This is a genomic window from Desulfoscipio gibsoniae DSM 7213, from assembly GCF_000233715.2.
Taxonomy (GTDB): domain Bacteria; phylum Bacillota; class Desulfotomaculia; order Desulfotomaculales; family Desulfallaceae; genus Sporotomaculum; species Sporotomaculum gibsoniae.
On sequence record NC_021184.1, the window covers coordinates 349,863 to 373,990 of the forward strand.

Annotated in this window: 30 protein-coding genes; 25 read left to right on the forward strand and 5 right to left on the reverse strand. The window is 49.7% G+C overall.

Annotated features, from left to right (window positions below; translation table 11 throughout):
• The first annotated feature begins 3 nt into the window (after positions 1-3).
• The 24 genes from DESGI_RS01820 to cwlD all read left to right on the forward strand — a co-directional run bounded on the left by DESGI_RS01820 (position 4) and on the right by cwlD (position 13,841).
• Complete coding sequence (locus DESGI_RS01820) at positions 4-189, forward strand: type Z 30S ribosomal protein S14 (RefSeq protein WP_006522858.1); 186 nt, start codon at positions 4-6, stop codon at positions 187-189.
• 21 nt (positions 190-210) lie between these two features.
• Positions 211-609 (forward strand): 30S ribosomal protein S8, encoded by a 399-nt coding sequence (gene rpsH / locus DESGI_RS01825; protein ID WP_006522857.1) that lies wholly within the window; start codon positions 211-213, stop codon positions 607-609.
• 25 nt (positions 610-634) lie between these two features.
• Positions 635-1,180 carry a 50S ribosomal protein L6 gene (rplF, locus tag DESGI_RS01830; RefSeq protein WP_006522856.1) on the forward strand — a complete coding sequence of 182 codons (546 nt, stop codon included), beginning with the start codon at positions 635-637 and terminating at the stop codon, positions 1,178-1,180.
• A gap of 21 nt (positions 1,181-1,201) precedes the next feature.
• A complete protein-coding gene (gene rplR, locus DESGI_RS01835) occupies positions 1,202-1,567 on the forward strand; it encodes a 50S ribosomal protein L18 (protein ID WP_006522855.1) in 366 nt (121 codons plus the stop codon).
• Positions 1,568-1,596: 29 nt separating this feature from the next.
• Entirely contained in the window at positions 1,597-2,097 is a 501-nt protein-coding gene (rpsE, locus tag DESGI_RS01840) for a 30S ribosomal protein S5 (protein ID WP_006522854.1), read from the forward strand.
• A gap of 11 nt (positions 2,098-2,108) precedes the next feature.
• Complete coding sequence (gene rpmD / locus DESGI_RS01845; RefSeq protein ID WP_006522853.1) at positions 2,109-2,288, forward strand: 50S ribosomal protein L30; 180 nt, start codon at positions 2,109-2,111, stop codon at positions 2,286-2,288.
• A 12-nt stretch (positions 2,289-2,300) separates the two neighbouring features.
• Complete coding sequence (gene rplO / locus DESGI_RS01850) at positions 2,301-2,744, forward strand: 50S ribosomal protein L15 (protein ID WP_006522852.1); 444 nt, start codon at positions 2,301-2,303, stop codon at positions 2,742-2,744.
• Between the two features lie 10 nt (positions 2,745-2,754).
• A complete protein-coding gene (gene secY / locus DESGI_RS01855) occupies positions 2,755-4,023 on the forward strand; it encodes a preprotein translocase subunit SecY (protein ID WP_041285117.1) in 1,269 nt (422 codons plus the stop codon).
• 13 nt (positions 4,024-4,036) lie between these two features.
• Positions 4,037-4,783, forward strand: a complete 747-nt coding sequence (gene map, locus DESGI_RS01860; protein WP_015617897.1) for a type I methionyl aminopeptidase — start codon at positions 4,037-4,039, stop codon at positions 4,781-4,783.
• Between the two features lie 108 nt (positions 4,784-4,891).
• Positions 4,892-5,182, forward strand: a complete 291-nt coding sequence (locus DESGI_RS01865; protein WP_006522849.1) for a KOW domain-containing RNA-binding protein — start codon at positions 4,892-4,894, stop codon at positions 5,180-5,182.
• Positions 5,183-5,203: 21 nt separating this feature from the next.
• A complete protein-coding gene (gene infA, locus DESGI_RS01870) occupies positions 5,204-5,422 on the forward strand; it encodes a translation initiation factor IF-1 (protein ID WP_006522848.1) in 219 nt (72 codons plus the stop codon).
• Positions 5,423-5,457: 35 nt separating this feature from the next.
• On the forward strand, positions 5,458-5,571 hold the full coding sequence (rpmJ, locus tag DESGI_RS01875) for a 50S ribosomal protein L36 (RefSeq protein ID WP_015617898.1): 114 nt from the start codon (positions 5,458-5,460) through the stop codon (positions 5,569-5,571).
• A gap of 20 nt (positions 5,572-5,591) precedes the next feature.
• Positions 5,592-5,963, forward strand: a complete 372-nt coding sequence (gene rpsM, locus DESGI_RS01880) for a 30S ribosomal protein S13 (RefSeq protein ID WP_006522847.1) — start codon at positions 5,592-5,594, stop codon at positions 5,961-5,963.
• 13 nt (positions 5,964-5,976) lie between these two features.
• Positions 5,977-6,366: a 30S ribosomal protein S11 gene (gene rpsK / locus DESGI_RS01885; protein WP_006522846.1), complete on the forward strand. Its 390-nt coding sequence runs from the start codon at positions 5,977-5,979 to the stop codon at positions 6,364-6,366.
• A gap of 22 nt (positions 6,367-6,388) precedes the next feature.
• Positions 6,389-7,015, forward strand: a complete 627-nt coding sequence (gene rpsD, locus DESGI_RS01890; protein ID WP_006522845.1) for a 30S ribosomal protein S4 — start codon at positions 6,389-6,391, stop codon at positions 7,013-7,015.
• 57 nt (positions 7,016-7,072) lie between these two features.
• Positions 7,073-8,020, forward strand: coding sequence for a DNA-directed RNA polymerase subunit alpha (locus tag DESGI_RS01895; RefSeq protein ID WP_006522844.1), 948 nt, complete (start codon positions 7,073-7,075; stop codon positions 8,018-8,020).
• 12 nt (positions 8,021-8,032) lie between these two features.
• The gene (rplQ, locus tag DESGI_RS01900; protein WP_006522843.1) at positions 8,033-8,371 is read left to right on the forward strand and encodes a 50S ribosomal protein L17; all 339 of its coding nucleotides are present in this window, start codon (positions 8,033-8,035) and stop codon (positions 8,369-8,371) included.
• Between the two features lie 66 nt (positions 8,372-8,437).
• Entirely contained in the window at positions 8,438-9,280 is an 843-nt protein-coding gene (locus tag DESGI_RS01905) for an energy-coupling factor transporter ATPase (RefSeq protein ID WP_006522842.1), read from the forward strand.
• Positions 9,262-10,137, forward strand: coding sequence for an energy-coupling factor transporter ATPase (locus DESGI_RS01910; RefSeq protein ID WP_006522841.1), 876 nt, complete (start codon positions 9,262-9,264; stop codon positions 10,135-10,137). Before DESGI_RS01905 ends, DESGI_RS01910 begins: the two co-directional genes overlap by 19 nt.
• A complete protein-coding gene (locus DESGI_RS01915) occupies positions 10,137-10,931 on the forward strand; it encodes an energy-coupling factor transporter transmembrane component T family protein (RefSeq protein ID WP_006522840.1) in 795 nt (264 codons plus the stop codon). Before DESGI_RS01910 ends, DESGI_RS01915 begins: the two co-directional genes overlap by 1 nt.
• Before the next feature lie 56 nt (positions 10,932-10,987).
• On the forward strand, positions 10,988-11,731 hold the full coding sequence (truA, locus tag DESGI_RS01920; RefSeq protein ID WP_006522839.1) for a tRNA pseudouridine(38-40) synthase TruA: 744 nt from the start codon (positions 10,988-10,990) through the stop codon (positions 11,729-11,731).
• Between the two features lie 141 nt (positions 11,732-11,872).
• Positions 11,873-12,304 carry a 50S ribosomal protein L13 gene (gene rplM, locus DESGI_RS01925; protein WP_006522838.1) on the forward strand — a complete coding sequence of 144 codons (432 nt, stop codon included), beginning with the start codon at positions 11,873-11,875 and terminating at the stop codon, positions 12,302-12,304.
• Positions 12,305-12,325: 21 nt separating this feature from the next.
• The gene (gene rpsI, locus DESGI_RS01930) at positions 12,326-12,718 is read left to right on the forward strand and encodes a 30S ribosomal protein S9 (RefSeq protein ID WP_006522837.1); all 393 of its coding nucleotides are present in this window, start codon (positions 12,326-12,328) and stop codon (positions 12,716-12,718) included.
• Positions 12,719-13,034: 316 nt separating this feature from the next.
• The gene (cwlD, locus tag DESGI_RS01935) at positions 13,035-13,841 is read left to right on the forward strand and encodes an N-acetylmuramoyl-L-alanine amidase CwlD (protein ID WP_006522836.1); all 807 of its coding nucleotides are present in this window, start codon (positions 13,035-13,037) and stop codon (positions 13,839-13,841) included.
• A 295-nt stretch (positions 13,842-14,136) separates the two neighbouring features.
• On the opposite strand, the gene DESGI_RS01940 is transcribed toward cwlD, so the two are convergent.
• Positions 14,137-16,809: a cation-translocating P-type ATPase gene (locus DESGI_RS01940; protein ID WP_006522835.1), complete on the reverse strand. Its 2,673-nt coding sequence runs from the start codon at positions 16,807-16,809 to the stop codon at positions 14,137-14,139.
• Between the two features lie 446 nt (positions 16,810-17,255).
• Here DESGI_RS01940 and DESGI_RS01945 point away from each other — a divergent pair, with 446 nt between their 5' ends.
• A complete protein-coding gene (locus DESGI_RS01945; protein ID WP_006522834.1) occupies positions 17,256-17,837 on the forward strand; it encodes a YqaA family protein in 582 nt (193 codons plus the stop codon).
• A gap of 98 nt (positions 17,838-17,935) precedes the next feature.
• On the opposite strand, the gene fadR is transcribed toward DESGI_RS01945, so the two are convergent.
• The 4 genes from fadR to DESGI_RS01965 all read right to left on the reverse strand — a co-directional run bounded on the left by fadR (position 17,936) and on the right by DESGI_RS01965 (position 24,117).
• Positions 17,936-18,550 carry a fatty acid metabolism transcriptional regulator FadR gene (gene fadR, locus DESGI_RS01950; protein ID WP_006522833.1) on the reverse strand — a complete coding sequence of 205 codons (615 nt, stop codon included), beginning with the start codon at positions 18,548-18,550 and terminating at the stop codon, positions 17,936-17,938.
• Between the two features lie 107 nt (positions 18,551-18,657).
• Complete coding sequence (locus DESGI_RS01955) at positions 18,658-20,409, reverse strand: acyl-CoA dehydrogenase FadE (RefSeq protein WP_015617899.1); 1,752 nt, start codon at positions 20,407-20,409, stop codon at positions 18,658-18,660.
• A gap of 93 nt (positions 20,410-20,502) precedes the next feature.
• Positions 20,503-21,681, reverse strand: a complete 1,179-nt coding sequence (locus DESGI_RS01960; RefSeq protein WP_006522831.1) for a thiolase family protein — start codon at positions 21,679-21,681, stop codon at positions 20,503-20,505.
• 12 nt (positions 21,682-21,693) lie between these two features.
• On the reverse strand, positions 21,694-24,117 hold the full coding sequence (locus tag DESGI_RS01965; RefSeq protein ID WP_006522830.1) for a 3-hydroxyacyl-CoA dehydrogenase/enoyl-CoA hydratase family protein: 2,424 nt from the start codon (positions 24,115-24,117) through the stop codon (positions 21,694-21,696).
• Positions 24,118-24,128 lie beyond the last annotated feature (11 nt).

Sequence of the window (24,128 nt, forward strand, 5' to 3'; positions counted from 1 at the left end):
TGTGTGGCTAAAAAGTCAATGGTAGCCAGGTCCAAGCGCCCTCCCAAATTTTCAGTGCGGGCGCACAACAGGTGTAATATATGTGGCCGTCCTCATGCTTACATGCGCAAGTTCGGGATCTGTCGGGTTTGCTTCCGGGAGTTGGCATACAAGGGAGAGATACCCGGACTGAGGAAGGCCAGTTGGTAAAAGGAAGGAGGTATTCCTTAGATGGTGATGACTGATCCTATTGCCGATTTTTTAACTCGTATTCGAAATGGCAATATGGTTTTTCACGATAAAATTGAAGCACCCGCTTCCAAAATGAAGCGATCTATTGCAGATATCCTTAAAGAAGAGGGTTTTATCAGGGATTATGAGTATGTTGAGGATGGCAAACAGGGTATTATCCGTGTTTACCTCAAATACAGCTCTGGTAAGGATCGGGTGATTACCGGTCTCAAGCGCATATCTAAACCCGGCTTGCGGGTATACGCCCGCAAGGATTCCATTCCCAAGGTGTTAGGTGGGCTGGGCATTGCCATAATATCCACCTCCCGGGGGATCATGACCGACAAAAAAGCCCGTAAGGAGGGCCTCGGTGGCGAGGTTGTCTGCTACGTCTGGTAGCACAGGGGCATAGGAGGTGTAAGGCATGAGCAGAATCGGCAAAAAACCGGTACCGCTTCCTGATAAGGTTACCGCTACGCTGGACGGAAACACCGTGCGGGTCGAGGGTCCCAAAGGGAAGCTGGAAAAAGAGTTTCACCAGGACATGCAAATTAAGTTTATAGATGACCGTACTATGGTGGTGGAGAGACCATCCGACAATAAGTTGCACAGGTCTTTACACGGTCTCACACGTACCCTGTTGAATAATATGGTGCAGGGCGTGGCAGGCGGATTTCAGAAGAACCTGGAATTGGTGGGTGTGGGTTACCGGGCTGCCATGCAGGGTAATAAACTGGTATTGACAGTGGGTTACTCGCATCCGGTGGAGATTACCCCTCCGCCGGGAATAGAAATAGAAGTGCCCGCCCCTACTAAAATATCGGTTAAAGGGATCGATAAGGAAATGGTGGGCGCTATAGCGGCCAATATTCGGTCGGTAAGGGAACCCGAACCCTACAAGGGTAAAGGTATTAAGTACGAGGGTGAACATATCCGCCGTAAAGTAGGTAAGGCCGGGGCTAAACGTTAACGGGGGAAGGAGTGAAGTGGCATGATTAATAAACCCGACCGTAATGCACTGCGCAAGAAACGTCAGCTGCGCGTGCGCAATAGGGTCAATGGTACCGAGCAGCGTCCCAGGCTGAATGTGTACCGCAGCCTTAATAACATATACGCCCAAATTATCAATGATGATCGTGGTGAAACTTTAGTGACCGCATCATCCCTTTCGCCCGAAATAAAAGGTGCTATGTCCGGAGGTAACCGGGAGGCGGCTGCGGCAGTGGGCAAGCTGATTGCTGCCAGGGCTCTGGAAAAGGGTATCAAACAAGTGGTGTTTGACCGTGCCGGTTATGTTTATCACGGGCGGGTCAAGGCTCTGGCCGATGGAGCCAGAGAGGGCGGCCTTGAATTTTAAGATGTATCGGTCAAAAAGGAGGGGAAACGGTGTCAAGATTTGAACCACCCAAGTCCGAGTTTTCCGAAAAAGTAGTATTTATTAATCGCGTGGCTAAAGTGGTTAAGGGTGGCAGGCGGTTCAGCTTTTCGGCCCTGGTGGTTGTCGGCGACGGTAAAGGTTCGGTCGGTTACGGTCTGGGCAAAGCTAATGAAGTACCCGAAGCTATACGCAAGGCAGTTGAAGATGCCAAGAAAAAACTAATTAGCGTACCTTTTGCTGAAAATACCATTCCACATGAAGTTATTGGACGGTTTGGCGCCGGCAGAGTGCTTTTGAAGCCTGCCGCACCCGGTACCGGTGTCATTGCGGGCGGTCCTGTAAGGGCTATCATGGAGCTGGCCGGTGTGAAGGATATTTTAACCAAGTCTTTGGGGTCCAACAATGCCAATAATGTGGTGCGTGCCACTTTTGAGGCAGTTAAAATGTTGAAAACGCCTGAGCAAGTAGCCCGCATGCGTAATAAATCAGTGGAAGAACTGCTGGGTTAGGGGGTTATTTTGTGGCCAAGTTGAAGATTACCCTGGTCAGGAGTGTTATCGGTAGGCCGGAGACCCAAAGAAGAACGGTACGCGCCCTGGGTCTAAAGAAAACAAACAGCTTTGTCATTCGGGAAGACATACCTCAGGTGAGGGGCGCAATCAGTAAAGTTTCCCATTTGCTTAAAGTGGAGGAAGTGTAAAGGAGGTGCACCATGAACCTGCATGAATTAAAACCCACCCCTGGATCCCGGCGCAAGCCCACCCGTAAAGGACAGGGTATCGGATCGGGATTGGGTAAAACTGCCGGTCGCGGGCATAAAGGTCAAAAGGCCCGCAGCGGCGGCGGAGTAAGACCTGGTTTTGAGGGTGGCCAGATGCCCCTGCAGCGCCGTATGCCCAAGCGGGGATTCACCAATGCACCTTTTAAAAAGGAAATTATTACAGTAAACCTGGATAAATTAAATCGCTTTGAAAACGGTACCGAGGTGACCCCGGAAATTTTGCTGGAAACTAAAGTGATCAGAAAAATTCGGGACGGGGTTAAAATTTTGGGCGAAGGCAACCTGGAAAAAACACTTACCATTAAGGCCCATGCATTCAGCAAGTCGGCGCTGGAAAAAATCGAGGCCGCCGGCGGCAAGGCCGAGGTGATTTAAAGTGGCTCAGCTGCTGGATGGCTTGAAGGGTGCCTTCAAGGTCAGTGAACTGCGCACCAAGTTATTGTTCACCCTGTCAATGATCTTTATTTTTCGTGTAGGGGCGCATATACCTGTTCCCGGGGTGGATGTAGACGCATTTCGTGAGCTGATTGGCACAGCCGGTATAATATTAGGCTTCTTTGATGTTATATCCGGCGGCGCCTTTAAGAGTTTTTCGGTATTTGCTATGAGCATAATCCCCTATATTAACGCCTCCATTATTATGCAGCTGCTCACCGTGGTTATCCCCCATTTGGAGCGGTTGGCCAAGGAAGGCGAAGAGGGGCGCAAAAAGATCACCCAGTATACTCGCTATTTTACGGTGATGCTGGCTTTTCTGCAGGCCATCGGCATGAGCGTTATGATGGGCAACTACGGGGTTTTGCATAACCCGGGCTTCATCAGCTATGCTGTCATTGTGTTCACTCTTACTGCGGGTACGACACTGTTGATGTGGATCGGCGAGCAGATTACCGAGCGGGGTATCGGCAATGGTATATCCCTGTTGATATTTGCAGGTATCGTCAGCCGCCTGCCTTCCGGTATCCAAAACCTTTACCTGCAGCTTGAAGCGGGCACTATCAATGTATTGAGCCTGCTTATACTGGTGGTAATCGGTGCATTGGTTATCGCCGCTGTAGTGGCGGTACAGGAAGGCCAAAGGCGCATTCCTGTGCAATATGCCAAGCGGGTAGTGGGTCGCCGGGTTTACGGTGGTCAAACCACCCACTTGCCGCTCAAAGTGAATCAAGCCGGTGTGATACCTGTAATTTTTGCTTCATCATTGCTGATGTTTCCCGAACAGATAGCTCGCTGGTTTCAGGGCTCGGCCATAGCTGAATTTTATGTAAATTATTTTGGCTGGAATTCACCGGCACATACCTTAGTCTATGCTTTACTGATTATTGGCTTTACTTATTTTTACACTGCAGTAATTATGAACCCGGTGGATATGGCTGACAATATTAAAAAGTACGGCGGTTTTATACCTGGCATCAGGCCGGGGCGACCCACTGCGGAATACATTTCCCGGGTCATGAGCCGTATTACATTGGCCGGAGCTGTATTTCTGGCGCTAATAGCCATTTTGCCTAACTTTGTTTTGCTGGCCACCAGAATACCCAATATTTATTTCGGTGGTACCGCACTATTAATCGTGGTTGGCGTGGCTTTGGACACTATGAAACAAATTGAATCACAACTATTAATGCGCAGCTACCAGGGATTTATTAAGTAACCGGGGTGTTTGTATGATTATCTGTAAATCCGAGCGGGAATTGTCCTACATGCGGGAGGCTGGTAAAGTGGTGGCGGGAGCCCTCGACAAGCTGGCCGAGGCGATAGAGCCCGGGGTAACCACTGCAGAACTGGACCAAATTGCCGAAGAGTACATTCTTTCCAAGGGAGCCAAACCGGCCTTTAAAGGTCTTTACGGTTTTCCGGCTACTATATGTGCATCGGTTAATGAACAGGTGGTACACGGCATCCCTGGTTTAAGAAAACTGGAAAATGGAGATATTATTAGTATTGATGTTGGTGCGGAAATAAATGGATATTTTGGAGACCATGCCCGAACCTTTGCTGTAGGTAGTATTGCAGCTGAACAGCAAAAACTACTGGACGTAACCCGTACATCCCTGGCAGAAGGCATTAAAATGGCCAGAAGCGGTAACCGGCTCTCCGATATATCCCATGCAGTACAGAGTTATGTTGAAAAAAACGGTTTTTCGGTGGTTAGAGATTACGTGGGGCATGGTATCGGATCAAAAATGCATGAGGAACCCCAGGTACCTAACTTTGGTAGGCCCGGACGTGGGCCACGGCTTAAAGCTGGCATGACATTAGCGATAGAACCGATGGTAAACATGGGAGCTTATTATGTGCAAACTCTTCCGGATAACTGGACGGTGGTAACAAGGGACGGCCAGCCATCGGCTCATTTTGAGCATACCATTGTCATTACCGACAGCGAACCGGTGATACTAACATTGCCATAGTGGATGCGCCTGGTGATCATACACTTGGCGTAGTGCTGCGCGGGCAAGTTGGTGCAGTGCAAGAGACGATGGTTTTTATACGCTGGTTGATCGGGAGGATGAACGGTGATGCAGGTTAATGTAACCCCGGGACAACTAGTGCAACCCAGGGCCGGGCGGGATAGCGGCAAGTATTACCTGGTGATTAAGGTTCTTGATGATCATTACGTGCTTGCTGCTGACGGAACGGTTAGGCGATTGGAAAATCCCAAGAAAAAAAATATTAAACATCTCACTTTGCATACGCGAATCGCCGGAGAGATTGTTGATAAGCTGAAATCAGGCGATAGTATTAGCAACGCCGATATACGCAGAGCGATAGAACGCTTGGTGGGCAACGAGGAAGAGTTGCCATTTTAAAGGAGGTTGGTTTGTTATCTAATGTCAGGTAAGGATGTTATAGAAGTGGAAGGTACCGTAATTGAGCCATTGCCCAATGCTATGTTTCGAGTGGAACTGAAAAACGGCCATAAGGTACTGGCCCACGTGAGTGGAAAAATCAGGATGAATTTTATCCGAATTTTAGCCGGGGACCGGGTGATGGTGGAATTGTCCCCCTATGATTTAACCCGGGGGCGCATTGTCTACCGCTACAAATAGTGTGTACTAAAAGCAGGGCCCGAGGAGGTTGAACAATGAAAGTCAGGCCTTCTGTGAAACCAATATGTGAAAAATGCAAGATTATACGTCGAAAAGGCAAGATAATGGTGATATGTGAAAACCCTAAGCATAAACAAAGGCAAGGGTAAGCTGGAGGTGTTTAATAGGAATGGCACGTATCGCGGGTGTAGATTTACCGCGGGATAAAAGAGTGGAAATTGGCCTTACCTACATTTACGGCATTGGTAAGCCCACCTCGCAAAGAATATTGGAGCAAACTGGGGTTAGCCCCGATACCCGTATCAGGGATTTAACCGAGGATGAAGTAAATAAACTAAGGGATGCCATTGAAAAGAATTATCGTGTCGAGGGTGACCTGCGCAGGGAAATAGCCCTGAATATCAAACGGCTTATAGAAATCGGCTGCTATAGAGGACTGCGCCACCGCCGTGGGCTGCCGGTACGCGGACAAAATACCAAAAATAACGCCAGGACCCGTAAGGGACCTAAGCGCACGGTTGGCGTACGCAGGAAAAAGTAGGGGGGTGAAATAAATGGCTCGCAGAGCAACCAGAACCAGAAGACGTGAACGTAAAAATATTGATCGCGGCGTGGCGCATATTAAGTCTACGTTTAACAATACCGTAGTCACCATTACAGATACGAAGGGCAATGCCATCTCCTGGGCCAGCGCCGGTGGGGTTGGTTTTAAAGGATCACGGAAGAGCACCCCCTTTGCTGCTCAAATGGCTGCAGAAAAAGCTGCGCGGGAAGCTATGGAACATGGTATGAAGGAGCTTGAGGTAACGGTAAAAGGGCCTGGCGCGGGTCGCGAGGCTGCCATTCGTTCCCTGCAGGCTGTTGGCCTGGAAGTTAGTGTAATCAAGGACGTTACACCTGTTCCACATAATGGATGCCGGCCGCCCAAGCGCCGGAGAGTATAAGAGGAGGTGTAGTAAGCAACTTATGGCAAGATATACGGGTGCGCAGTGCAAGCTGTGCCGTCGCGAAGGTCAAAAGCTGTATCTTAAGGGTGACCGCTGCTATACCGGTAAATGCGGTATTGATCGCCGCAGTTATGCTCCCGGTCAGCATGGTCAGGGTCGTAAAAAGATTTCCGAATACGGCTTGCAGTTAAGGGAAAAGCAAAAAGCCCGTCGCTTTTATGGCATTTTAGAAAAGCAGTTTAGAAACTATTACTTCAAAGCTTCCAGGCAGCCGGGCGTGACCGGTGAAAACCTTTTACGCTTATTGGAACGTCGTTTGGATAATGTGGTTTACCGCCTGGGTTTGGCCGCTTCACGTAACGAGGCCCGCCAATTGGTACGCCACGGTCATTTCGTTGTAAACGGCCGGAAGACTAATATCCCTTCATTCCTGGTACGGGTGGGGGATGAAATCGTTGTACGGGAAAAAAGTAAGGAATCGCCGCGGGTTAAGGAATTAATTGAACGTGCTGCTGACAACACACCCCCGGCATGGCTGGAATACGACGCCGAGCAATTAAAAGGTCGGGTGGTAGCGCTTCCCTCTCGGGAACAGATAGATGCCCCCGTTCAAGAAACCCTGATTGTGGAGCTATACTCCAAGTAGTACGGGTTTATCAGGGGTAATCCCATTCCGTCCTAAGGAGGGGTTTGAATCTCAGCTATGTTGGAAATTGAGAAACCTAGAATTGAATGTGTGGAAACCAACGATGAACAACATTATGGTAAGTTTGTGGTGGAGCCGCTGGAAAGGGGCTACGGAATAACTTTGGGCAATTCGCTGCGGCGCATTTTACTGTCCTCACTACCTGGTGCGGCGGTAACCTCGGTTAAAATTGAAGGGGTGCTGCACGAATTTTCCACTGTTCCCGGTGTAAAGGAAGATGTCACCGATATAATCCTAAACCTCAAATCCCTTTGTCTAAAGATGCATACGGACGAGGAAAGGATTATGCGTATTGAGACCCAGCAAGAGGGTCCAGTAACAGCCGGGGATATTCTGACCGACCCGGATGTGGAGATATTGAACAACGATATGCACATAGCCACCCTGGCCGAGGGCGGGCGGTTATTTATGGAAATGACCGTCTCCAAAGGCCGTGGCTATGTATCAGCTGAGCGTAATAAAAAAGGTGACCATATCATTGGAGTTATTCCGGTGGACTCTATATTTACTCCGGTGCGCAAGGTTAACTACCATGTGGATAATACCAGAGTGGGTCAGCGCACGGATTATGACAAACTTACCATGGAAGTTTGGACGGACGGCAGTATTGAAGCTGATGAAGCTGTTAGCTTAAGCGCCAAAATATTAAGTGAGCACCTGCGTCTGTTCATTGGTTTAACCGAGTCTGCGGACGAGGTTGAAATAATGGTAGAGAAGGAAGAAGAGCAAAAGGATAAGATACTGGAAATGCCCATTGAGGAACTGGATTTAAGTGTGCGTTCATATAACTGTCTGAAACGGGCGGGAATCAATACCGTGGAAGAATTGGTTCAGCGCAACGAGGAGGATATGATGAAGGTACGCAACCTGGGCAAAAAATCCCTGGAAGAGGTCATGAATAAACTATCCGAGCTGGATTTGAAACTGCGCAATGAAGATGATTAAGGAGGGATAAAGGTGGCTTACGCTAAGTTGGGCCGCAACACCGGCCATAGAAAGGCTATGTTGCGTAACCTGGTGACTGCTCTGTTCCGTGATGAACGTATTACCACCACCGAGACCCGAGCCAAAGAAGTAAAAAGGATAGCTGATAAAATGGTGACCCTGGCCAAGCGGGGAGATTTGGCCGCTCGCCGCCAGGCACTGGAATATATTTACGAGGAAAGAGTGGTACGTAAACTGTTTGATACTTATGGGCCCAAATATGCTGAACGCCAGGGCGGTTATACCCGCGTAGTCAAGCTGGGTTACCGGCGTGGCGACGCTGCCCAGCTGGCCCTTTTGGAATTGGTTTAATAGATCTGCTGACCGGGAAATCGCAATAGCGGTTTCCTCTTGGCATTTATAGGCAAGGAGTTTTTTATGCCCGGTCATAGCAAGCTTTTTATCAAACTACAGAACGCTACGTATATATATCCCGGCACGGAAAACCCCGTGCTGCGGGAAATTAATAATAATATCAATGCCGGGGAATTTATTGCAGTGATTGGCCCCAATGGGTCGGGTAAATCCACCCTGGCCCGTTTAATCGCCGGTTTATTGATTCCCTCCGGGGGACATGTACTGGTAGACGGTATGGATACGGGTTTACCGTCTAATAGTAAAAAAATACGCCGGCAGGTGGGATTGGTTCTGCAAAACCCGGATAACCAACTGGTGGCTGCAGTGGTGGAAGAAGACGTGGCCTTTGGACCGGAAAATTTAGGCCTGCCGTCGGCTGAAGTGCGCCGCCGGGTGGAAGAAGCGCTGGCCGCAGTTGGTTTGAGTCAGATGCGCAGCCGCCCGCCCCACATGCTTTCCGGTGGTGAGAAACAGCGTTTGGCCATAGCCGGTTTATTGGCTCTGCACCCGTTATGCGTGGTGCTGGACGAACCCACTTCAATGCTTGACCCCGTGGGACGGCAGGAGGTTGTGCAGGTGTTGCGCCATCTGGCAGACACAGGCACGGCGGTGGTGCTGATTACCCATCATATGGATGAGGCAGCAAGTGCAGATAGGGTTTGGGCGCTGGGCCGTGGTGGTTTGCTGGCTGATGCTGAACCCGAGGTGGTATTCAGCCAAGTTAAACTGTTGCATGATCTGGGGTTGACGTTGACCAATACCGGCGAATTGGCCCGCTGCATGACCGAACGGGGCTTTGAACTGCCCACTGGCATTGTCACCATGGAGGATATGGTGGAGTATTTATGCCGTGTATTGAAGTAGAGGGACTGACTCATATATATTTTCCCGGCACGCCTCTTGAGACCATGGCTTTACGGGATATAAATCTGACGGTGGATGAGGGAGAGTTTATAGCCCTGGCGGGCGCAGCCGGTAGTGGCAAATCCACACTTGTACAGCACTTTAACGGTTTACTGTTGCCCACCGCGGGCTCTGTACGGGTATTTGGCGGGAATACCATGGATAAAAAACACCGCCAGGGACTGTGGCGCCGGGTTGGGTTAGTTTTTCAATTTCCGGAAAGACAAATATTTAGCGCTACGGTATTTGATGATATTGCCTTTGGGCCCCTGAATATGGGATGGGATGCTTCGAAGGTGGAAAAGCTGGCGAAGGAAACACTGGGTCTGGTGGGGCTACCGGAACAAATCCAGGCTGCGGATCCAGCGACACTCAGCGGAGGTATACTCCGGCGGGTCGCCATAGCCGGAGTGCTGGTCATGCGTCCCCGGGTTTTAATCATGGATGAGCCCGGGGCCGGCCTTGAACCGGCGGCCAGGCAGTTAATTCTGGCCGGCTTAAAGAAACTTCAGGCGCAGCATGGTGTTACCGTTATATTAATTACTCATCACCTGGAAGACGCGGCGGTTTTTGCCGATCGGGTGGCTGTGCTCCGCCGGGGAAGTCTCTTATGTGTAGGGAAAACACGGGAAATCCTTAGCCGGATCCGGATACTGCAGGAGGCCGGCTTAAAAGCGCCATTTGCCGTGGAACTGGCCCACCGGTTAATCGTTGCGGGCATAGAAATACCTGATATACCGTTGACCATAGATGATGCCGCCCGGCTGCTGCACGGGCTTGTACAGACCACCCGAGCCGAGCCGGGGAGGGAACAGTGATGAACGGTTTTTCTATGGGGCAGTATCTCCCTGCATCCTCACCGGTGCACCGTCTGGACCCCCGGACTAAATTAATTTGTGCGGCACTGGTGGTACCCGCAGTAATTATAACATTTAACTTATTAGCCCTGGCTTTGGTATCCCTGTGGACACTTTTGGCCGCGGCACTGTCGGGAATTAAGCCCGGCGTTTACTGGCGAAGTTTAAAGCCGTTGTGGGTGCTGCTGTTGATCAGCTTTGTATTACAAGTTTTTTTCACCCCCGGCGATCCACTCATAGCTGCAGGGTTTGTTGAAATATCACGGCAAGGACTGTTGCTCAGTGGATGGTTGTTGTGGCGTATCAGTGTGCTGCTATTGGTAGCGGCCGCGCTTACCTTTACCACCACCCCCCTGCAACTGACTGCAGCGTTGGAATGGCTTTTGTCCCCCCTGCGAAGGGTGAGGATACCAGTAGGGGAATTGGCTATGATGATTAATCTGGCGCTGCGTTTTGTGCCCACTCTTTTTGATGAGGCCAGGCATTTGATGCTGGCGCAGCGATCAAGAGGGGCTGATTTTACCAGCGGTAGTATTAAGGAACGCGTAAGTAAACTGGCCCCCTTTATAATACCATTGCTCACCAGTATTTTTAGCCGGGCCGATGAGCTGGCCCTGGCTATGGAAATTCGCTGCTACCAGGTGGGTGCCACCCGTTCCCGCATGCATGTGTTGCGTTTTGGGCCGGCGGATTATGCAGCCATGTTGCTAAGTATGGTTATTTTGACAGTGGTGGTGGCTATGCGTATGCTGTAACAGGTAGTGAAAAGATCCTGCCTATCGCTTTAATCTTTTTTTTACGGGGTGGTCCCATGCGTAATGTTAAACTAACCGTGGCTTATGACGGCACTAATTATCACGGTTTTCAGGAGCAGCGGGGCACCGGGTTGGCTACCGTGCAGGAGGTACTGGAACTTTGTCTGGGGAGATTGGCGGGGCGGCGAGTGCAGGTAACCGGTGCCGGTCGTACTGATGCCGGGGTGCATGCCCTTGGGCAGGTGGTTAACTTTGATGCTGCGGGATGGCCCATACCGGTGGAACGCATACCCCTGGCGATGAACGGCTTACTGCCGGGTGACGTTGTAGTGACGGAAGCCAGGGAGGTGGGGCAGGATTTTCATGCCCGTTTTTCCGCCCGGGCTAAAATCTACCGGTATACCATATGGAATAATCGCATTCCCTCCCCGTTTAATCGCTTGTACAGCAGTTTTTGGCCGGTACCCCTAAATGATGAAGCTATGTCCCAGGCCTGTGACCACCTGTTGGGCCGACATGACTTTAAATGTTTTCAGGCATCGGGAGCCACTGTAAAAACCACTGTACGTACGCTGTACCGGGCGGAAGTGATACGCGAGGGCACTCTGGTACATTTTGTTTTTAAAGGCGATGGCTTTTTGTATAATATGGTACGCATAATGACAGGTACACTTTTGCAGGTGGGTATGGGCAAAGCCAGCCCCGATTCAATCAGAAATCTGCTTGAGTCCCGTCAACGGGCACAGGCCGGGCCGACCATGCCGCCACAGGGATTATGCCTGGAACATGTCGAGTATTAATAACTATAAAATCATTTGCCTTGACACTGGTAATACTATGTATTAAAATAACTTTATGTGTGACCTAATGGCGACCGAAGAGCCCCCGGTTGGCCAGTAAGGTTTGGTTCCTTTTTTCAACACACGGGAGGTAATAATAGTATGAGGACGACATATATGGCCAAGCCCGCCGATGTACAGCGCAAGTGGTACATTATCGACGGCGAAGGCAAAGTGCTGGGACGCCTGGCAACTGAGGCCGCCAGGTTATTGAGGGGAAAGCATAAACCAACTTTCACGCCCCATGTTAATACCGGTGACCATGTAGTAATTATTAATGCTGATAAAGTAGTACTTACCGGTAATAAATTACGCCAGAAAATGTATTACCGGCACTCGGGTTATCCGGGTGGATTAAAGGCTACCAGTTATGAAAAACTGATGCAAAGCAAACCCGAACTGGCCGTTTACAAAGCAATTACCGGCATGCTGCCCCATAATAGCCTGGGCAGGGACATGGCCAGAAAATTAAGGGTATACCGCGGTAGTGAACATCCCCATGAGGCCCAAAAGCCTGAAGTTTGGGAAATGTAACGGTCGGAAGGAGGAGCATGAGTGGCTCTAGTTCAGTTTTACGGTACCGGGCGCAGAAAAGATGCGGTAGCCAGAGTTTTTCTTCGTCCCGGTGAAGGCAAGATGACAGTAAACGATAAAAGCCTGGAAGAATATTTTGGCAGGAAAACATTGCAAATTGTTGCCCGCCAGCCATTGGAATTAACCGGTGCGGGGAGTCGTTTTGACGTTATAGCCAAGGTTTTGGGCGGCGGTGTCAGCGGCCAGGCCGGTGCAGTTAAAATGGGCATTGCCCGGGCATTGATTGAGGCAGACCCTAATTTAAGGCCCGTGCTTAAAAAAGCGGGATTTTTGACCCGTGATCCACGCATGAAAGAAAGGCGTAAATACGGCCTGAAAAAAGCCCGCCGGGCTCCGCAATACTCCAAGCGCTAGTACGTTAGTACTATCTTAAAGCTAATAATCAAAAACCGGGACCACCATATTGCAGGTGGTCTTTTTTTTGTTCAAAAAGCCTTCATGGTTACTGCAACAAGCAACAAACTTTCGCTGCTTTTGATAGGTGCCAGGTGTTGAAAGGTTGAAATCTTTGATTTTCAACCTTTCAACACCTGGCACCAAAGCTTATTAATCAATTTGCTGGATTTTCCGTTACCGCTGCTGCTTTTCCCTCATATCCGGTTTATCTCTTGCATATTTTAAAACGAGGGTTTGGTAAAAAAGCCCCGTCAAGTGCGGAAGGGGTGGGTAAATGCTGCGGGTATTCAGGATAAAGCTTCGTTTTGTATTGCTGGCCATACTTATCATGACGGCAGGTTTTTTTATTGCTCGTTCAATTGGGGATAACTTGGAGAACCGCCGGGTGGCTGCGTTATCCTGGTCGGTGGCCAACAAAGTCATCGTTGTTGACCCGGGACACGGTGGTATTGACCCCGGCTCGACGGGTGCGACCGGGGTTATAGAAAAAGACATAACCCTCGAGGTTTCGCGCAAGCTGAGCACTGTTTTGGGGCAGGGCGGTGCCATTGTATTAATGACCAGAGAATCCGATGTTGATCTTAGTGATGCGGATGGTGGTCAGCTAATAACCCGTAAAAGACAGGATTTATCCAGGCGAGTGGCTCTGGCTAACGAACGCAATGCTGACGCTTTTATTTGTGTACATGTCAATAGTTTTAAGTCCGGCCCCAAAGAACACGGGGCACAGACATTTTACCAGCCGGGTTCTCAAGAAGGTCAGAGATTAGCCAATGCTGTCCAGGGTGAATTGGTTCGGTTACTGAAGAACACCAATCGCAAAGCTAAGGCAGTGGATTATTATACCACCCGCAATGCTAAAATGCCTGCAGTAATAGTGGAAATCGGCTTTATCAGCAACCCCACAGAGGAAAAGCTGATGTGCGACGATGATTATCAGGCAAAGCTAGCCTATGCGATATATGCGGGTCTGGTTAAATATTTTGCTGAGAACGCTACCCCCACCAGCGGTTCTGTGGATAAAGAGAAAGCGTTGGAAACTTTTATGCAAAACGAAGGTAAAGATTACGGAGCACCGTAGGGGTCAGGCTTAAACTTTCTTAAACTTACGGTGGTAGGGAATAATCTTTAAACATACTTGACATACACTCTAAAAGCTTGTTCGAAAAGGTAGGCTTTGGTGCCAGGTGTTGAAAGGTTGAAAATCAAAGATTTTCAACCTTTCAACACCTGGCACCTATCAAGGCACCGACCAGGCCGGTTTTGGCGTTTATTAAAGTTTGACCGGTCATACACATCACCAGTTGCATGATATGAAGTAGATTTTTGGCGATGTGGCGTTGCACGCTGAAACGTTGAAGTGCCGAACATCGTTATTAAGCAGGGTCATATAAAAACTTAAACCGGTTCATGACTTGAATTATCAAAATAGAAGCTATAGTGGTTATTAATACAATCATTATATCGCTCATATTTAAAGGTACGGTTTGCAGTACGCGGTTCAACAGGGGCTGGTAGATGGCCAGTGCTTGCAAGGCCAACACAAGTACAATGGCTCCCCACATGTACGGGTTGCTGAACAATGAACGATCCAACTTGATTACCCCGCCATGGCGAACATTGAAAATGTGGAACAACTGTACCACTGCCAGTGTGGCAAAGGCCACGGTTCGCGCTTCAGTTAAATTACCGGTTGCGTTAAGGGTCAACAGGTAGCTTGCCAGAGTGCCCAGCGCCAGCACAATGCCCTGGATCAACAGGCGCAGTTTAAACCGGTTGGTCAAAATGGCCCGGGAGGGGTCGCGGGGCGGACGGTCCATAATACCTTTTTCGGCCGGTTCCCAGCCCAGGGACAGGGCGGGGAAAACATCAGTCACCAGGTTAAGCCATAGTATTTGTAATGCCACCAGGGGCAAAGGCACTCCCATCAGCAGTGTCACAAAAATGAGGAGTATTTCACTGAGGTTGCAGGAAAACAGATAGTGAATAAACTTGGTGATGTTATCGAAGATCACCCTGCCTTCCTTGACGGCCTTAATAATAGTGGCAAAATTGTCGTCCTGCAGCACCATGTCAGCCGCCTCTTTAGCCACCACGGTACCCTCCTGGCCCATGGCGATACCGATATCCGCTTCCTTTAAAGCAGGGGCGTCATTTACGCCATCGCCCGTCATGGCGACAATGGCCCCTTGCTCTTGTAAAGCATCTACTATGTTTAACTTGTCTTTGGGGTTAACCCGGGCAAATATGCTGGCATGGGCCAGTTCGTCGGATAATTCCATTTTAGACATGGCGTGCAGGGAGGAACCGTGCACAATATTACCTTGCGCCAATCCCAGCCGGCTGCCAATGGCACTGGCAGTTTCCGGCTGGTCCCCGGTGATCATAATGGTGCGTATACCTGCCCGGGCGGCTTCCGCGATGGCCTGTTTAGCTTCCTCCCGGGGCGGGTCCATAATGCCCGCCAGGCCGATTAATATCAGGTCCCGGTAAGGCTCCTCCTGCACTGATTGTACATGGCGGTAAGCCACGGCCAGCACCCGTAAGCCTCTGTGGGCCAGCTGGTCATTGGCTTCTTCCACCTGCCGCCATATCTCCTGATCAAGGGGTACCGGAATCCCATCTTTAAGCATTGCAGAGCAGCTTTCCATGATTACTCCGGGAGCCCCTTTGGACATGACCATTGTTTTACCGTCGGGCATTTGGTAATAAACAGCCATACGTTTTTCATCGGAGTTGAAAGGAATTTCCTTTAACTCCTTATATCCGGAGCGCCTGGCGTTTTCGGGGTTAAAGCCACCCTTCATAGCGGCCACCACCAGGGCGCCTTCCGTAGGGTCGCCTACCACATCCCACTGGCCTGTATCGTTTTTATTCACGGAAGCGTTGCTGGCCAGGGCACCGGCCATAAGAAACAACTCCAAATCACCCTGCACCTGTTCCCGTTGTTCACCGGCCAGGAAATCTCCTTCAGGTTTATAGCCTGTTCCGGTTACCTGGATAGCGCGCCCGCCCAGCCAAATATGCTCCAGGGTCATTTCATTTTCGGTTAGTGTACCTGTTTTATCGGTGCAAATTACAGTGGTGGAGCCCAGCGTTTCCACCGCCGGCAAGCGCCGGATAATTGCGTTTTGCCTGGCCATGCGGGTCATGCCGATGGCCAGGGTAATAGTGGATACAGCAGGCAGGCCTTCAGGCACAGCGGCGATGGCCAGGGCAATGGCCGTTTCCAAAACTTCAATCACCGGGCGTCCCATGGCAATGCCCACGACTGCCATCAGCGCGGCAATGGCCAGACTGAGAAAGGCCAGTGTACGGCCTAAATCAGCCATTCGCTTTTCCAAGGGGGTTTGCCCGGCGCCGGTTTGTTCCAGTAAAGTGGATACGTGGCCGATTTCAGTATCTTTACCCGTAGCGGTGACCACGGCCCGTCCTATTCCCCGCACCACCATGGTGCCCATATAAACCATGTTTACACGATCCCCAACCGGCAGGTTTTCTTTTTCCAGCACAGCTGTTTTCTTATCCACAGGCTGGGATTCGCCTGTTAAAGAGGCTTCAACTGTTGCTAAATTTTCGGCTTCTACCAGCCGGGCATCGGCAGTAACCTGATCTCCTTCCTCCAACACAAGAACATCGCCTGGTACCAGGTGCTCAGCGTTAATCTCCTGCAATTTGCTGTCACGAACTACCTTGGCTGTGGCCGTGACCATTTTTTTCAGTGCCTCCATGGCCTGTTCCGCCCTGTATTCGGTGATAAAACCAAATGTGGCATTTAGTACTATCACTACCATTATTGCCACAGCTTCAACATAATCCCCCAGCAAAAGGGAGATAGCGGTGGCACCCAGCAGTAACACCGTAATGATATTGCTAAACTGACTGGCCAAAATAGCCCAGGGGGAGATGCCGGTTTTCTCTTCCAGGCGGTTTTCACCGTACTGGGCCAGGCGGCCTTGGACTTCTTCTCCGGTTAACCCGTTTTGCAGGTTAGTATTCAGCTGGGCTGATATTTCATCCGTTTTTATGGTGTGGGGGTGTTTGAGCAATGTTATGCCCTCCTGTAAATAATTTGCACAAAAAGCCGCTGCATTTATATTATCATGGCCTGTGTTAATTTGTTCGATGCATTGATATTAAGCTGGGACAAAGACAGGATATCAGATGAAAGATACATGTGTTTATAGTGGTAGGAATAATGGATTGATGATTAGAGGGGTTATGGTCACCGCACGTTAAACTGTACAGTTTATATGGGTTTAATGTAAAATATAGGAGCGGTTATTGCAGGACAGTTGTTCAATAATATTAATAATAACTGTTTATTATTAAGGGATTGAGCTTAAGTGGCAGGTTGTGAATTTCCTCACGTTCCTGGTTAACCCAAATGGTTCTATGACGTATGCATGGTTTAATAACCTCACGGTGTTATAGTAAAACAAATATAGTAAAACAAATAAGGTATAAGTGTGTTGCGAAGGTAGGTTGTTTATTTATGTTTGGCGTTACGGAGCAACTTTTGTCGATTATAGAACAATATGGGGTATGGGGCCTGGTGCTAATGACTCTATTAGATTCTTTTATCAGCCCCATACCGCCCGAGGTGCTGTTTATTCCTCTATGTTTGATGAACCCCAACAGTGCTCTGTTAATGGCGTTGATTACCACCAGTGTGTCCGTGGTCGGGGCCATGTTGGGTTACTGGCTGGGTCAAAAAGGTGGTAGACCTTTGTTATTGCGTTTTTTCCGCCGAGAAAAAATCATTCGGGCGGAGGAAATTATTAAAAACTATGGGGCAATGGCTGTATTAATTGTGGCTTTTACACCAGTGCCCTTTAAGTTGATTACCATAACTTCGGGGGTACTAAATTTACCCCTCAGAAAACTGCTGTTTTGGTCTACCCTGGGTCGGGGAGCCCGTTTTTTTTTGGAAGCGGGGCTAATTATCATTTATGGCCGCGCCGCAGTTAATTTCCTGGAAAGTTCAAATTTTGCTTTATTAACTATGTTCATCGGTTTTTTGATGCTGATCATTTATTTAATGTGGGCATTTAATCGTAAAAGGCGCCGGCAATAAACCAGTTAAAGAGGTTTTAAAGTTCGAATACAGCGAGATAAATGTGTGGTCGAAGGCTTATCTTTTTCAAAAAAAGCCGGGTGATAAACACCGGTTTTTTATATAGAGAAAGATTTAACTTTTCCATCCTGTGCCAGGGCCCGGGCCAGAAGGTAGTAAACCGGCTCAATTTGATCAGTAAGTTTGTAATTATGACTGGACATCACCCAGGAGGTGGCTACTTCATCCATGGTACCGAAGATCATTTGCCGGGCCAGTTTGCGGTTGATATCCGGTTTGAAAGCACCGCTCTCTATACCATGGGAGACTACCTCTTCAATGATATTGAAATAAAGTTTTAAAGGGCCGGCAATGCCTTGACGAATGGAGGTTTCCGACTGGCGCAGCTGGATTTGTAAAACCAGGGCCAGGTAGCGGTCGGTTTCCAGACGGTTAAAGTGCAGATAAATTAGTCTGGCCAGTTTAGCGAATGAATCTTGCAATTCCTTTAATTCATGCCGGGCACCGGCTGTAAATTCACCCATTTTTACCTTGAATAAAGATACCAGCAAGTCTTCTTTATTCTTGAAATATAGGTAGATTGTTCCGTCCGCAACCCCGGCTTCCCTGGCGATTTTGGACACCTGGGAGTTATGGTAGCCATTTTCCGCAATAACCTTGACGGCTGCTTCAATAATAGCGTCATACTTTTCTCCGGTGCGTTTGGCGGCCATGTGCCACCTCCTCTCTTTTTATTAACGTAGGACGCGATTTCATAAAAGCCAGTTTTCATAAGTCATAACTTAGTAAGCAAGTTTTGCTCGCGTGGAGAGTTTATCAATTACACTACATATTTGCCTGCATCGAGTACTTTATCGGCAATTTTCCGCCTGATGGCAATCAGGTTGACAGGTGTGAATTTGGCCAGGCGCTTGCCAATGCTCAGGTTGGTGCGCAGCATGTCACCATCAAACATATGAGCCAATGCTTGCTTGGCCCAGGCATCCAATTTGGGAAATACGTCATATACATAGGCCAGCGCCAGTTCAACTTTTGTTTCAGCGTTTTCCGGATCTTTTTCCAGGGCTTTCCTGGCCCGCAGTACGGTGCTCTCCATGGCGTAAATTTCAATAGCCATATTAGCCAGGATTTCGATGATTTCCTGTTCCTCGGCGATTTTTTGCATATATTTTTGAGCCGCGCTACCGCCCACCATCAGGAACAGTTTCTTGGCCCGGTTGATGATATCCATTTCAAGCTCAAAGGGCGCCTCGTCCCCGGTGGGGATTTTAGCCCTTAATGAAATAACTTCGGAGGTCAGTGCCTGGGCGGCCTGGAACAGAGGCAATTGACCTTTTATACCACGGCGCAGCAGGGTGGTGGGGATGATCAGCCGGTTAACTTCGTTAGTACCTTCAAAAATCCTGTTGATGCGGGCATCACGATAGAAACGCTCGGCCGGGAATTCCTGGGTATAACCGTAGCCGCCGTGGATTTGTAATGTTTCATCTACTGCGTAATCCAGGGTCTCCGATGCGTGTATCTTGGCAATGGAGCACTCAATGGCATAATCTTCGATGGCGGCACCGATTTCTCTGCCGTTGGTCTTTCCTGCCAAAGCTTTTTCAATATCGCCCACCATGCGATAAACCAAACTTTCCGAAGCATAAGTTTTGACGGCCATTTGGGCCAGTTTGTTTTTAATCATACCGAATTTAGCGATAGGCATGCCAAACTGCTGGCGCTCTACAGCATACTTGGCTGCTATGGCGAGAGCCGCTTTGGAGGAACCCATTGCACCGGCACCCAGCTTGTAGCGCCCAATGTTCAATATATTAAATGCAATAACATGGCCTTTGCCAATTTCACCTAAAACATTACCCACGGGTACTTTAGCATCTTCAAAAATCAGCGAGCAGGTGGAGGAACCTCTAATCCCCAGCTTCTTTTCTTCTGCACCAACTGAAAAGCCCGGGGTATCCCTATCCACTATAAAGGCGGTAAATTTTTCGCCGTTAATTTTGGCGTAGGTAATGTAGACATCGGCAAAACCGGCGTTGGTGATAAAAATCTTTTCACCGTTTAAGATGTAAAACTTGCCGTCTTCGCTCAGTACAGCCTTGGTCCGGGCAGCCAGTGCATCGGAACCCGCCATGGGCTCGGTCAGGGCATAGGCGGCCACCAGGTCTCCGGAGGCCAGACCGGGCAGGTACTTTTTCTTCTGCTCTTCATTGCCGAAAAGCACAATGGGTAGTGACCCGATACCGGTATGGGCGCCGTGACTGACGGCAAAGGATCCACCGGCGGATACGTTTTCGGTTATTATGGCGGCAGCAATTTTACCCATTTCACTGCCTTCATATTCTTCGGGAATGTCTGCGGACAGCAGGCCCAGCTCACCTGCCCTCTCCAGCATGGAGCGCATTAAACCTTCTTGTTGATTATCCAGCTCTTCTACATTGGGCAGTATTTCGTTTTTTACAAAACCGGCCACAGTATCGGCAATCATCTTATGCTCGCCGGTAAAATCTTCGGGAGTAAAAACCTGTTCCGGGGCGATATCTTCCAGAAAAAACATAGCACCCTTTTGCATTTTTGGCTACCCCTTTCTTTATTTTGTTATTATTGAGTAATCAGTCAGGAGTTGGAATAAGCAAATCTTGGGAAGGCAGGCGCGGCACTGTACTTAGTCAACGTTTTCAAATACAGCGGCCGCGCCCATGCCGCCGCCAATGCACATACTTACTACGCCGTAGTGGGCGTTTTGGCGCTTCATTTCATACACCAGCTGGGTGGTCAGCTTGGAGCCGGTGCAGCCCAAGGGGTGGCCCAGGGCCACTGCGCCGCCGTTAAAGTTTACCTTGCCGGGATCCAGTTCCAGAACTTTGATACAGGCCAGCGCCTGCACGGCAAATGCTTCATTTAATTCAAATACATCCACCTGATCCTTGGCAATGCCGGCCATTTTTAGAGCCCTGGGAATGGCAACGGTGGGCCCCATACCCATGATTTCCGGCGGGCAGCCGCCAACGGCATAGGATCGGAATACAGCCATTGGTTTTAACCCCAGGGAATCGGCCTTTTCACGGCTCATGATCATTACAGCGGCGGCGCCGTCACTGGTTTGGGAGCTGTTACCCGCGGTTACCGAACCGCCGGCCTTAAATACGGGACGGAGCTCGCCTAGTATTTCCAGGGTGGTGCCGGGGCGGACGCCTTCGTCGGTATCAAAGGTAAAAGTTTTTTCCACCAGGCGGCCATTGGAACGGGTTTTATTTGTGATGGTGAGGGGCACGATTTGTTCTTTAAACCGCCCTTCCTTAATGGCGTTAGCGGCTTTAGCATGGCTGGCCACGGAATATTCATCTTGCTCTTGTCTGGAAATGTTGTACATTTGGGCCACATTTTCTGCTGTAAGGCCCATGTTTATATACGCCTGGGGGCAAGAAACCATCAATTCCGGATCGGGCATGCACTTGTGGCCGCCAATGGGTACCATGCTCATGTTCTCTACGCCGCCACACAGGTATATATCAGCGAATCCCGCCATCACCCGGGTGGCACCGATGGCGATGGACTCCAGGCCCGAGGAGCAGAAGCGGTTTATGGTGGCACCAGGCACGGAGTGGGGCAGGCCGGTCCTAAGCACCAGCATGCGGCCTATGTTCATACCTTGTTCGGCTTCCGGGAAGGAGCAGCCAAAGATAACGTCATCTATTTCAGCCGGCTCAAGGCCGGGCGTTCTGGCTATTAAGGCCTTGATAACCTCGGCACCCATGTATTCCGGTCGGGTGTTTTTTAATTTGCCCCGGGGTGCCTTACCAACTGCGGTACGTACAGCGCTAACAATTACAGCTTCTCGCATTATGCTACCCCCTTAATTCCTTAGTGGTTTATTGAACTTGAGCATGTATCTCATCCGGTCGAGGGTTTTGGGTTCCCCAAGCAGGCTCAGGAAGGCTTCCCTTTCCAGATCCAGCAGGTCCTGCTCGGTAACCGTGGTACCGGGTGTAACACCGCCGCCGGTCACGATATAAGCTACCTTTTTGGCGATCTTGGCATCGTGTTCACTAATTTGTTTAGCCCAGAGCAGCGTCTGCACACCCAACTCAATGGCGGCGTAACCCGATTCCCCTACGGCCTGCATCTTCCGGGGCTGTAGTGGGGTAAATCCGCCGGCAGCCATTTCTAAGACAAGGCGTTTGGCATCGCCGATAATACGGTCGCGATTGGGGCTTACCTGGTCGGTGGATCGCATGTAGCCGAGCTTAATGGCATCTCTGCCGCTGGTGGCCACTTTGGCCATGGCGATGTTTTCAAAGGCTCGGTTGATCATAGGCTGCATGGTGTTAGTACCACCGACATTAACTATGCTGGTGGGGGTCATCAATTCAGCAGCTCGGAAGGCCAGCTCTTTACAGCCTCCGCCGGCTGGTACCAAGCCTACACCCACTTCCACCAGACCCATGTAAGTTTCGCCGGCAGCATTAACTTTGTGGGCATGCAGACAGACTTCGCATCCGCCACCTACCGTCATGCCGTGCGGCGCCGCAATCACAGGTTTTTTGCAGTACTTTAGGCGCATATTGGACTTTTGGAACTCTTCCACCATGATTTCCAGTTCATCGAATTCGTCATCTTCCGCTTCCATCAGTATCAGGAACAGGTTGGCACCCACCGAGAAATGCCGCCCGTAATTACCAATAACCAGTCCTTCGTAATTTTTTTCCACTTCCTTAACTGAATAGTTAATCATATTAACTATATCATCTCCGATGGAATTGGCCTTGCTGTGGAATTCCAGGCAAACCACACCGTCGCCGATATCAATCAGGCTGGCACCGCTGTTGGATTTAATAACTTTACCTTGCTCTTTAAGGGGGGTCAGTATAATAACCCCTTCGGGAATCCGTTCTTGGGCAAGTTCCTTGTTATTCTGATCGAAATAATAACGGCAGCCGTCCTGTTTTTCATAAAAGCTGGTTCTACCGGAAGCCAGCAGATCCTCCACCACTTTGGGCACGGTGCCGCCTTCGGCTTTGATACGCTCCGCCACGGACTGAACGCCCAGAGCATCCCAAACTTCGAAGGGACCCATATCCCAGTTGAAGCCCCAGCGCATGGCGTCATCTATGGATTGAATGTTGTCCGCAATTTCGCCCAGCAGGTTGGCGGCGTAGACGATGGTATCCCTTAGCACGGTCCAGGCAAACTGAGCACCCTTGTCTTTGCCGATTAGCAGTGCTTTCATCTGTTTGGCGGGCTTGCCGGCTTGCCTGGCGGCTTCCAGGGAAGCAAACCCGGGCTTTTGCTTGGGACGGTATTCCATGGTGTTGTGGTCCAGCACCAAAACTTCGCGGTCTTTTTCAGTTTTAACCTTTTTATAGAAACCTTGTTTGTTCTTATCACCCAGCCATTTATTTTTCAGCATTTTTTGTACAAATGCGGGAGTTTCCAGCATGGCTTTTTCCTTGGGGTCGGTGGACATGTCATAAATGTTTTGCGACACGTGCACCATAATATCAAGACCCACCATGTCCAGGGTACGGAATGATGCGCTCTTGGGCCGGCCAAGCACGCGGCCGGTCAGTGCGTCCACTTCTTCAACGGACAGGCCGAAATCAAGCATGGATTTAATGGTGGCACACATACCATATACGCCGATACGGTTGGCGATAAAGTTAGGGGTGTCTTTGCAAATGACTACACCCTTGCCCAGTACCTTTTCGCCAAAGTCCTGCATAAACTTCACGACTTCAGGCAGGGTTTCGCTGCAGGGAATCAGTTCCAGCAGTTTCATGTAGCGGGGTGGGTTGAAAAAGTGGGCACCCAGGAAATGCTGCTTGAAACCTTTGGACAACCCTTTGCACATTTGATTAATGGATATACCGGAGGTATTGGAAGCAACAATGGTTTCTGGTTTGACAATGGATGCCACTTTTTTTAACAGCTTTTGTTTAATGTCCAGCCGTTCAACGACCACTTCAATAACCCAGTCGCACTCGGCCAGTACATCCATGTTATCTTCAAAGTTGCCGGGAGTTAACAGAGCCGCATTTTCAGGTACGTAAAACGGTGCCGGTTTAGCTTTGAGCAAGGCGGCGATGGAATTGGCGGCCAGCCTGTTCCGTACCTGCGGGCTATCCAGTGTGAACCCATTTTTTTCCTCATCAGGAGTCAGCTGTTTGGGAACAATGTCCAGCAGGTAAGTGGGAATGCCCACATTGGCCAGGTGCGCGGCAATGGTTGCGCCCATAACGCCGGCCCCCAGAACTGCTGCCTTGCTGATGCTGCACTTCATCTTCGGCGTTC

Coding starts and splice junctions, on each gene's coding strand:
- rpsH (WP_006522857.1), top strand. CDS start 211: ATGGTGATGACTGATCCTATTGCCGATTTTTTAACTCGTATTCGAAAT.
- rplF (WP_006522856.1), top strand. CDS start 635: ATGAGCAGAATCGGCAAAAAACCGGTACCGCTTCCTGATAAGGTTACC.
- rplR (WP_006522855.1), top strand. CDS start 1,202: ATGATTAATAAACCCGACCGTAATGCACTGCGCAAGAAACGTCAGCTG.
- rplO (WP_006522852.1), top strand. CDS start 2,301: ATGAACCTGCATGAATTAAAACCCACCCCTGGATCCCGGCGCAAGCCC.
- map (WP_015617897.1), top strand. CDS start 4,037: ATGATTATCTGTAAATCCGAGCGGGAATTGTCCTACATGCGGGAGGCT.
- DESGI_RS01865 (WP_006522849.1), top strand. CDS start 4,892: ATGCAGGTTAATGTAACCCCGGGACAACTAGTGCAACCCAGGGCCGGG.
- infA (WP_006522848.1), top strand. CDS start 5,204: ATGTCAGGTAAGGATGTTATAGAAGTGGAAGGTACCGTAATTGAGCCA.
- rpmJ (WP_015617898.1), top strand. CDS start 5,458: ATGAAAGTCAGGCCTTCTGTGAAACCAATATGTGAAAAATGCAAGATT.
- rpsM (WP_006522847.1), top strand. CDS start 5,592: ATGGCACGTATCGCGGGTGTAGATTTACCGCGGGATAAAAGAGTGGAA.
- rpsK (WP_006522846.1), top strand. CDS start 5,977: ATGGCTCGCAGAGCAACCAGAACCAGAAGACGTGAACGTAAAAATATT.
- rpsD (WP_006522845.1), top strand. CDS start 6,389: ATGGCAAGATATACGGGTGCGCAGTGCAAGCTGTGCCGTCGCGAAGGT.
- DESGI_RS01895 (WP_006522844.1), top strand. CDS start 7,073: ATGTTGGAAATTGAGAAACCTAGAATTGAATGTGTGGAAACCAACGAT.
- DESGI_RS01905 (WP_006522842.1), top strand. CDS start 8,438: ATGCCCGGTCATAGCAAGCTTTTTATCAAACTACAGAACGCTACGTAT.
- DESGI_RS01910 (WP_006522841.1), top strand. CDS start 9,262: ATGCCGTGTATTGAAGTAGAGGGACTGACTCATATATATTTTCCCGGC.
- DESGI_RS01915 (WP_006522840.1), top strand. CDS start 10,137: ATGAACGGTTTTTCTATGGGGCAGTATCTCCCTGCATCCTCACCGGTG.
- truA (WP_006522839.1), top strand. CDS start 10,988: ATGCGTAATGTTAAACTAACCGTGGCTTATGACGGCACTAATTATCAC.
- rplM (WP_006522838.1), top strand. CDS start 11,873: ATGAGGACGACATATATGGCCAAGCCCGCCGATGTACAGCGCAAGTGG.
- cwlD (WP_006522836.1), top strand. CDS start 13,035: ATGCTGCGGGTATTCAGGATAAAGCTTCGTTTTGTATTGCTGGCCATA.
- DESGI_RS01945 (WP_006522834.1), top strand. CDS start 17,256: ATGTTTGGCGTTACGGAGCAACTTTTGTCGATTATAGAACAATATGGG.
- fadR (WP_006522833.1), bottom strand. CDS start 18,550: ATGGCCGCCAAACGCACCGGAGAAAAGTATGACGCTATTATTGAAGCA.
- DESGI_RS01955 (WP_015617899.1), bottom strand. CDS start 20,409: ATGCAAAAGGGTGCTATGTTTTTTCTGGAAGATATCGCCCCGGAACAG.
- DESGI_RS01960 (WP_006522831.1), bottom strand. CDS start 21,681: ATGCGAGAAGCTGTAATTGTTAGCGCTGTACGTACCGCAGTTGGTAAG.
- DESGI_RS01965 (WP_006522830.1), bottom strand. CDS start 24,117: ATGAAGTGCAGCATCAGCAAGGCAGCAGTTCTGGGGGCCGGCGTTATG.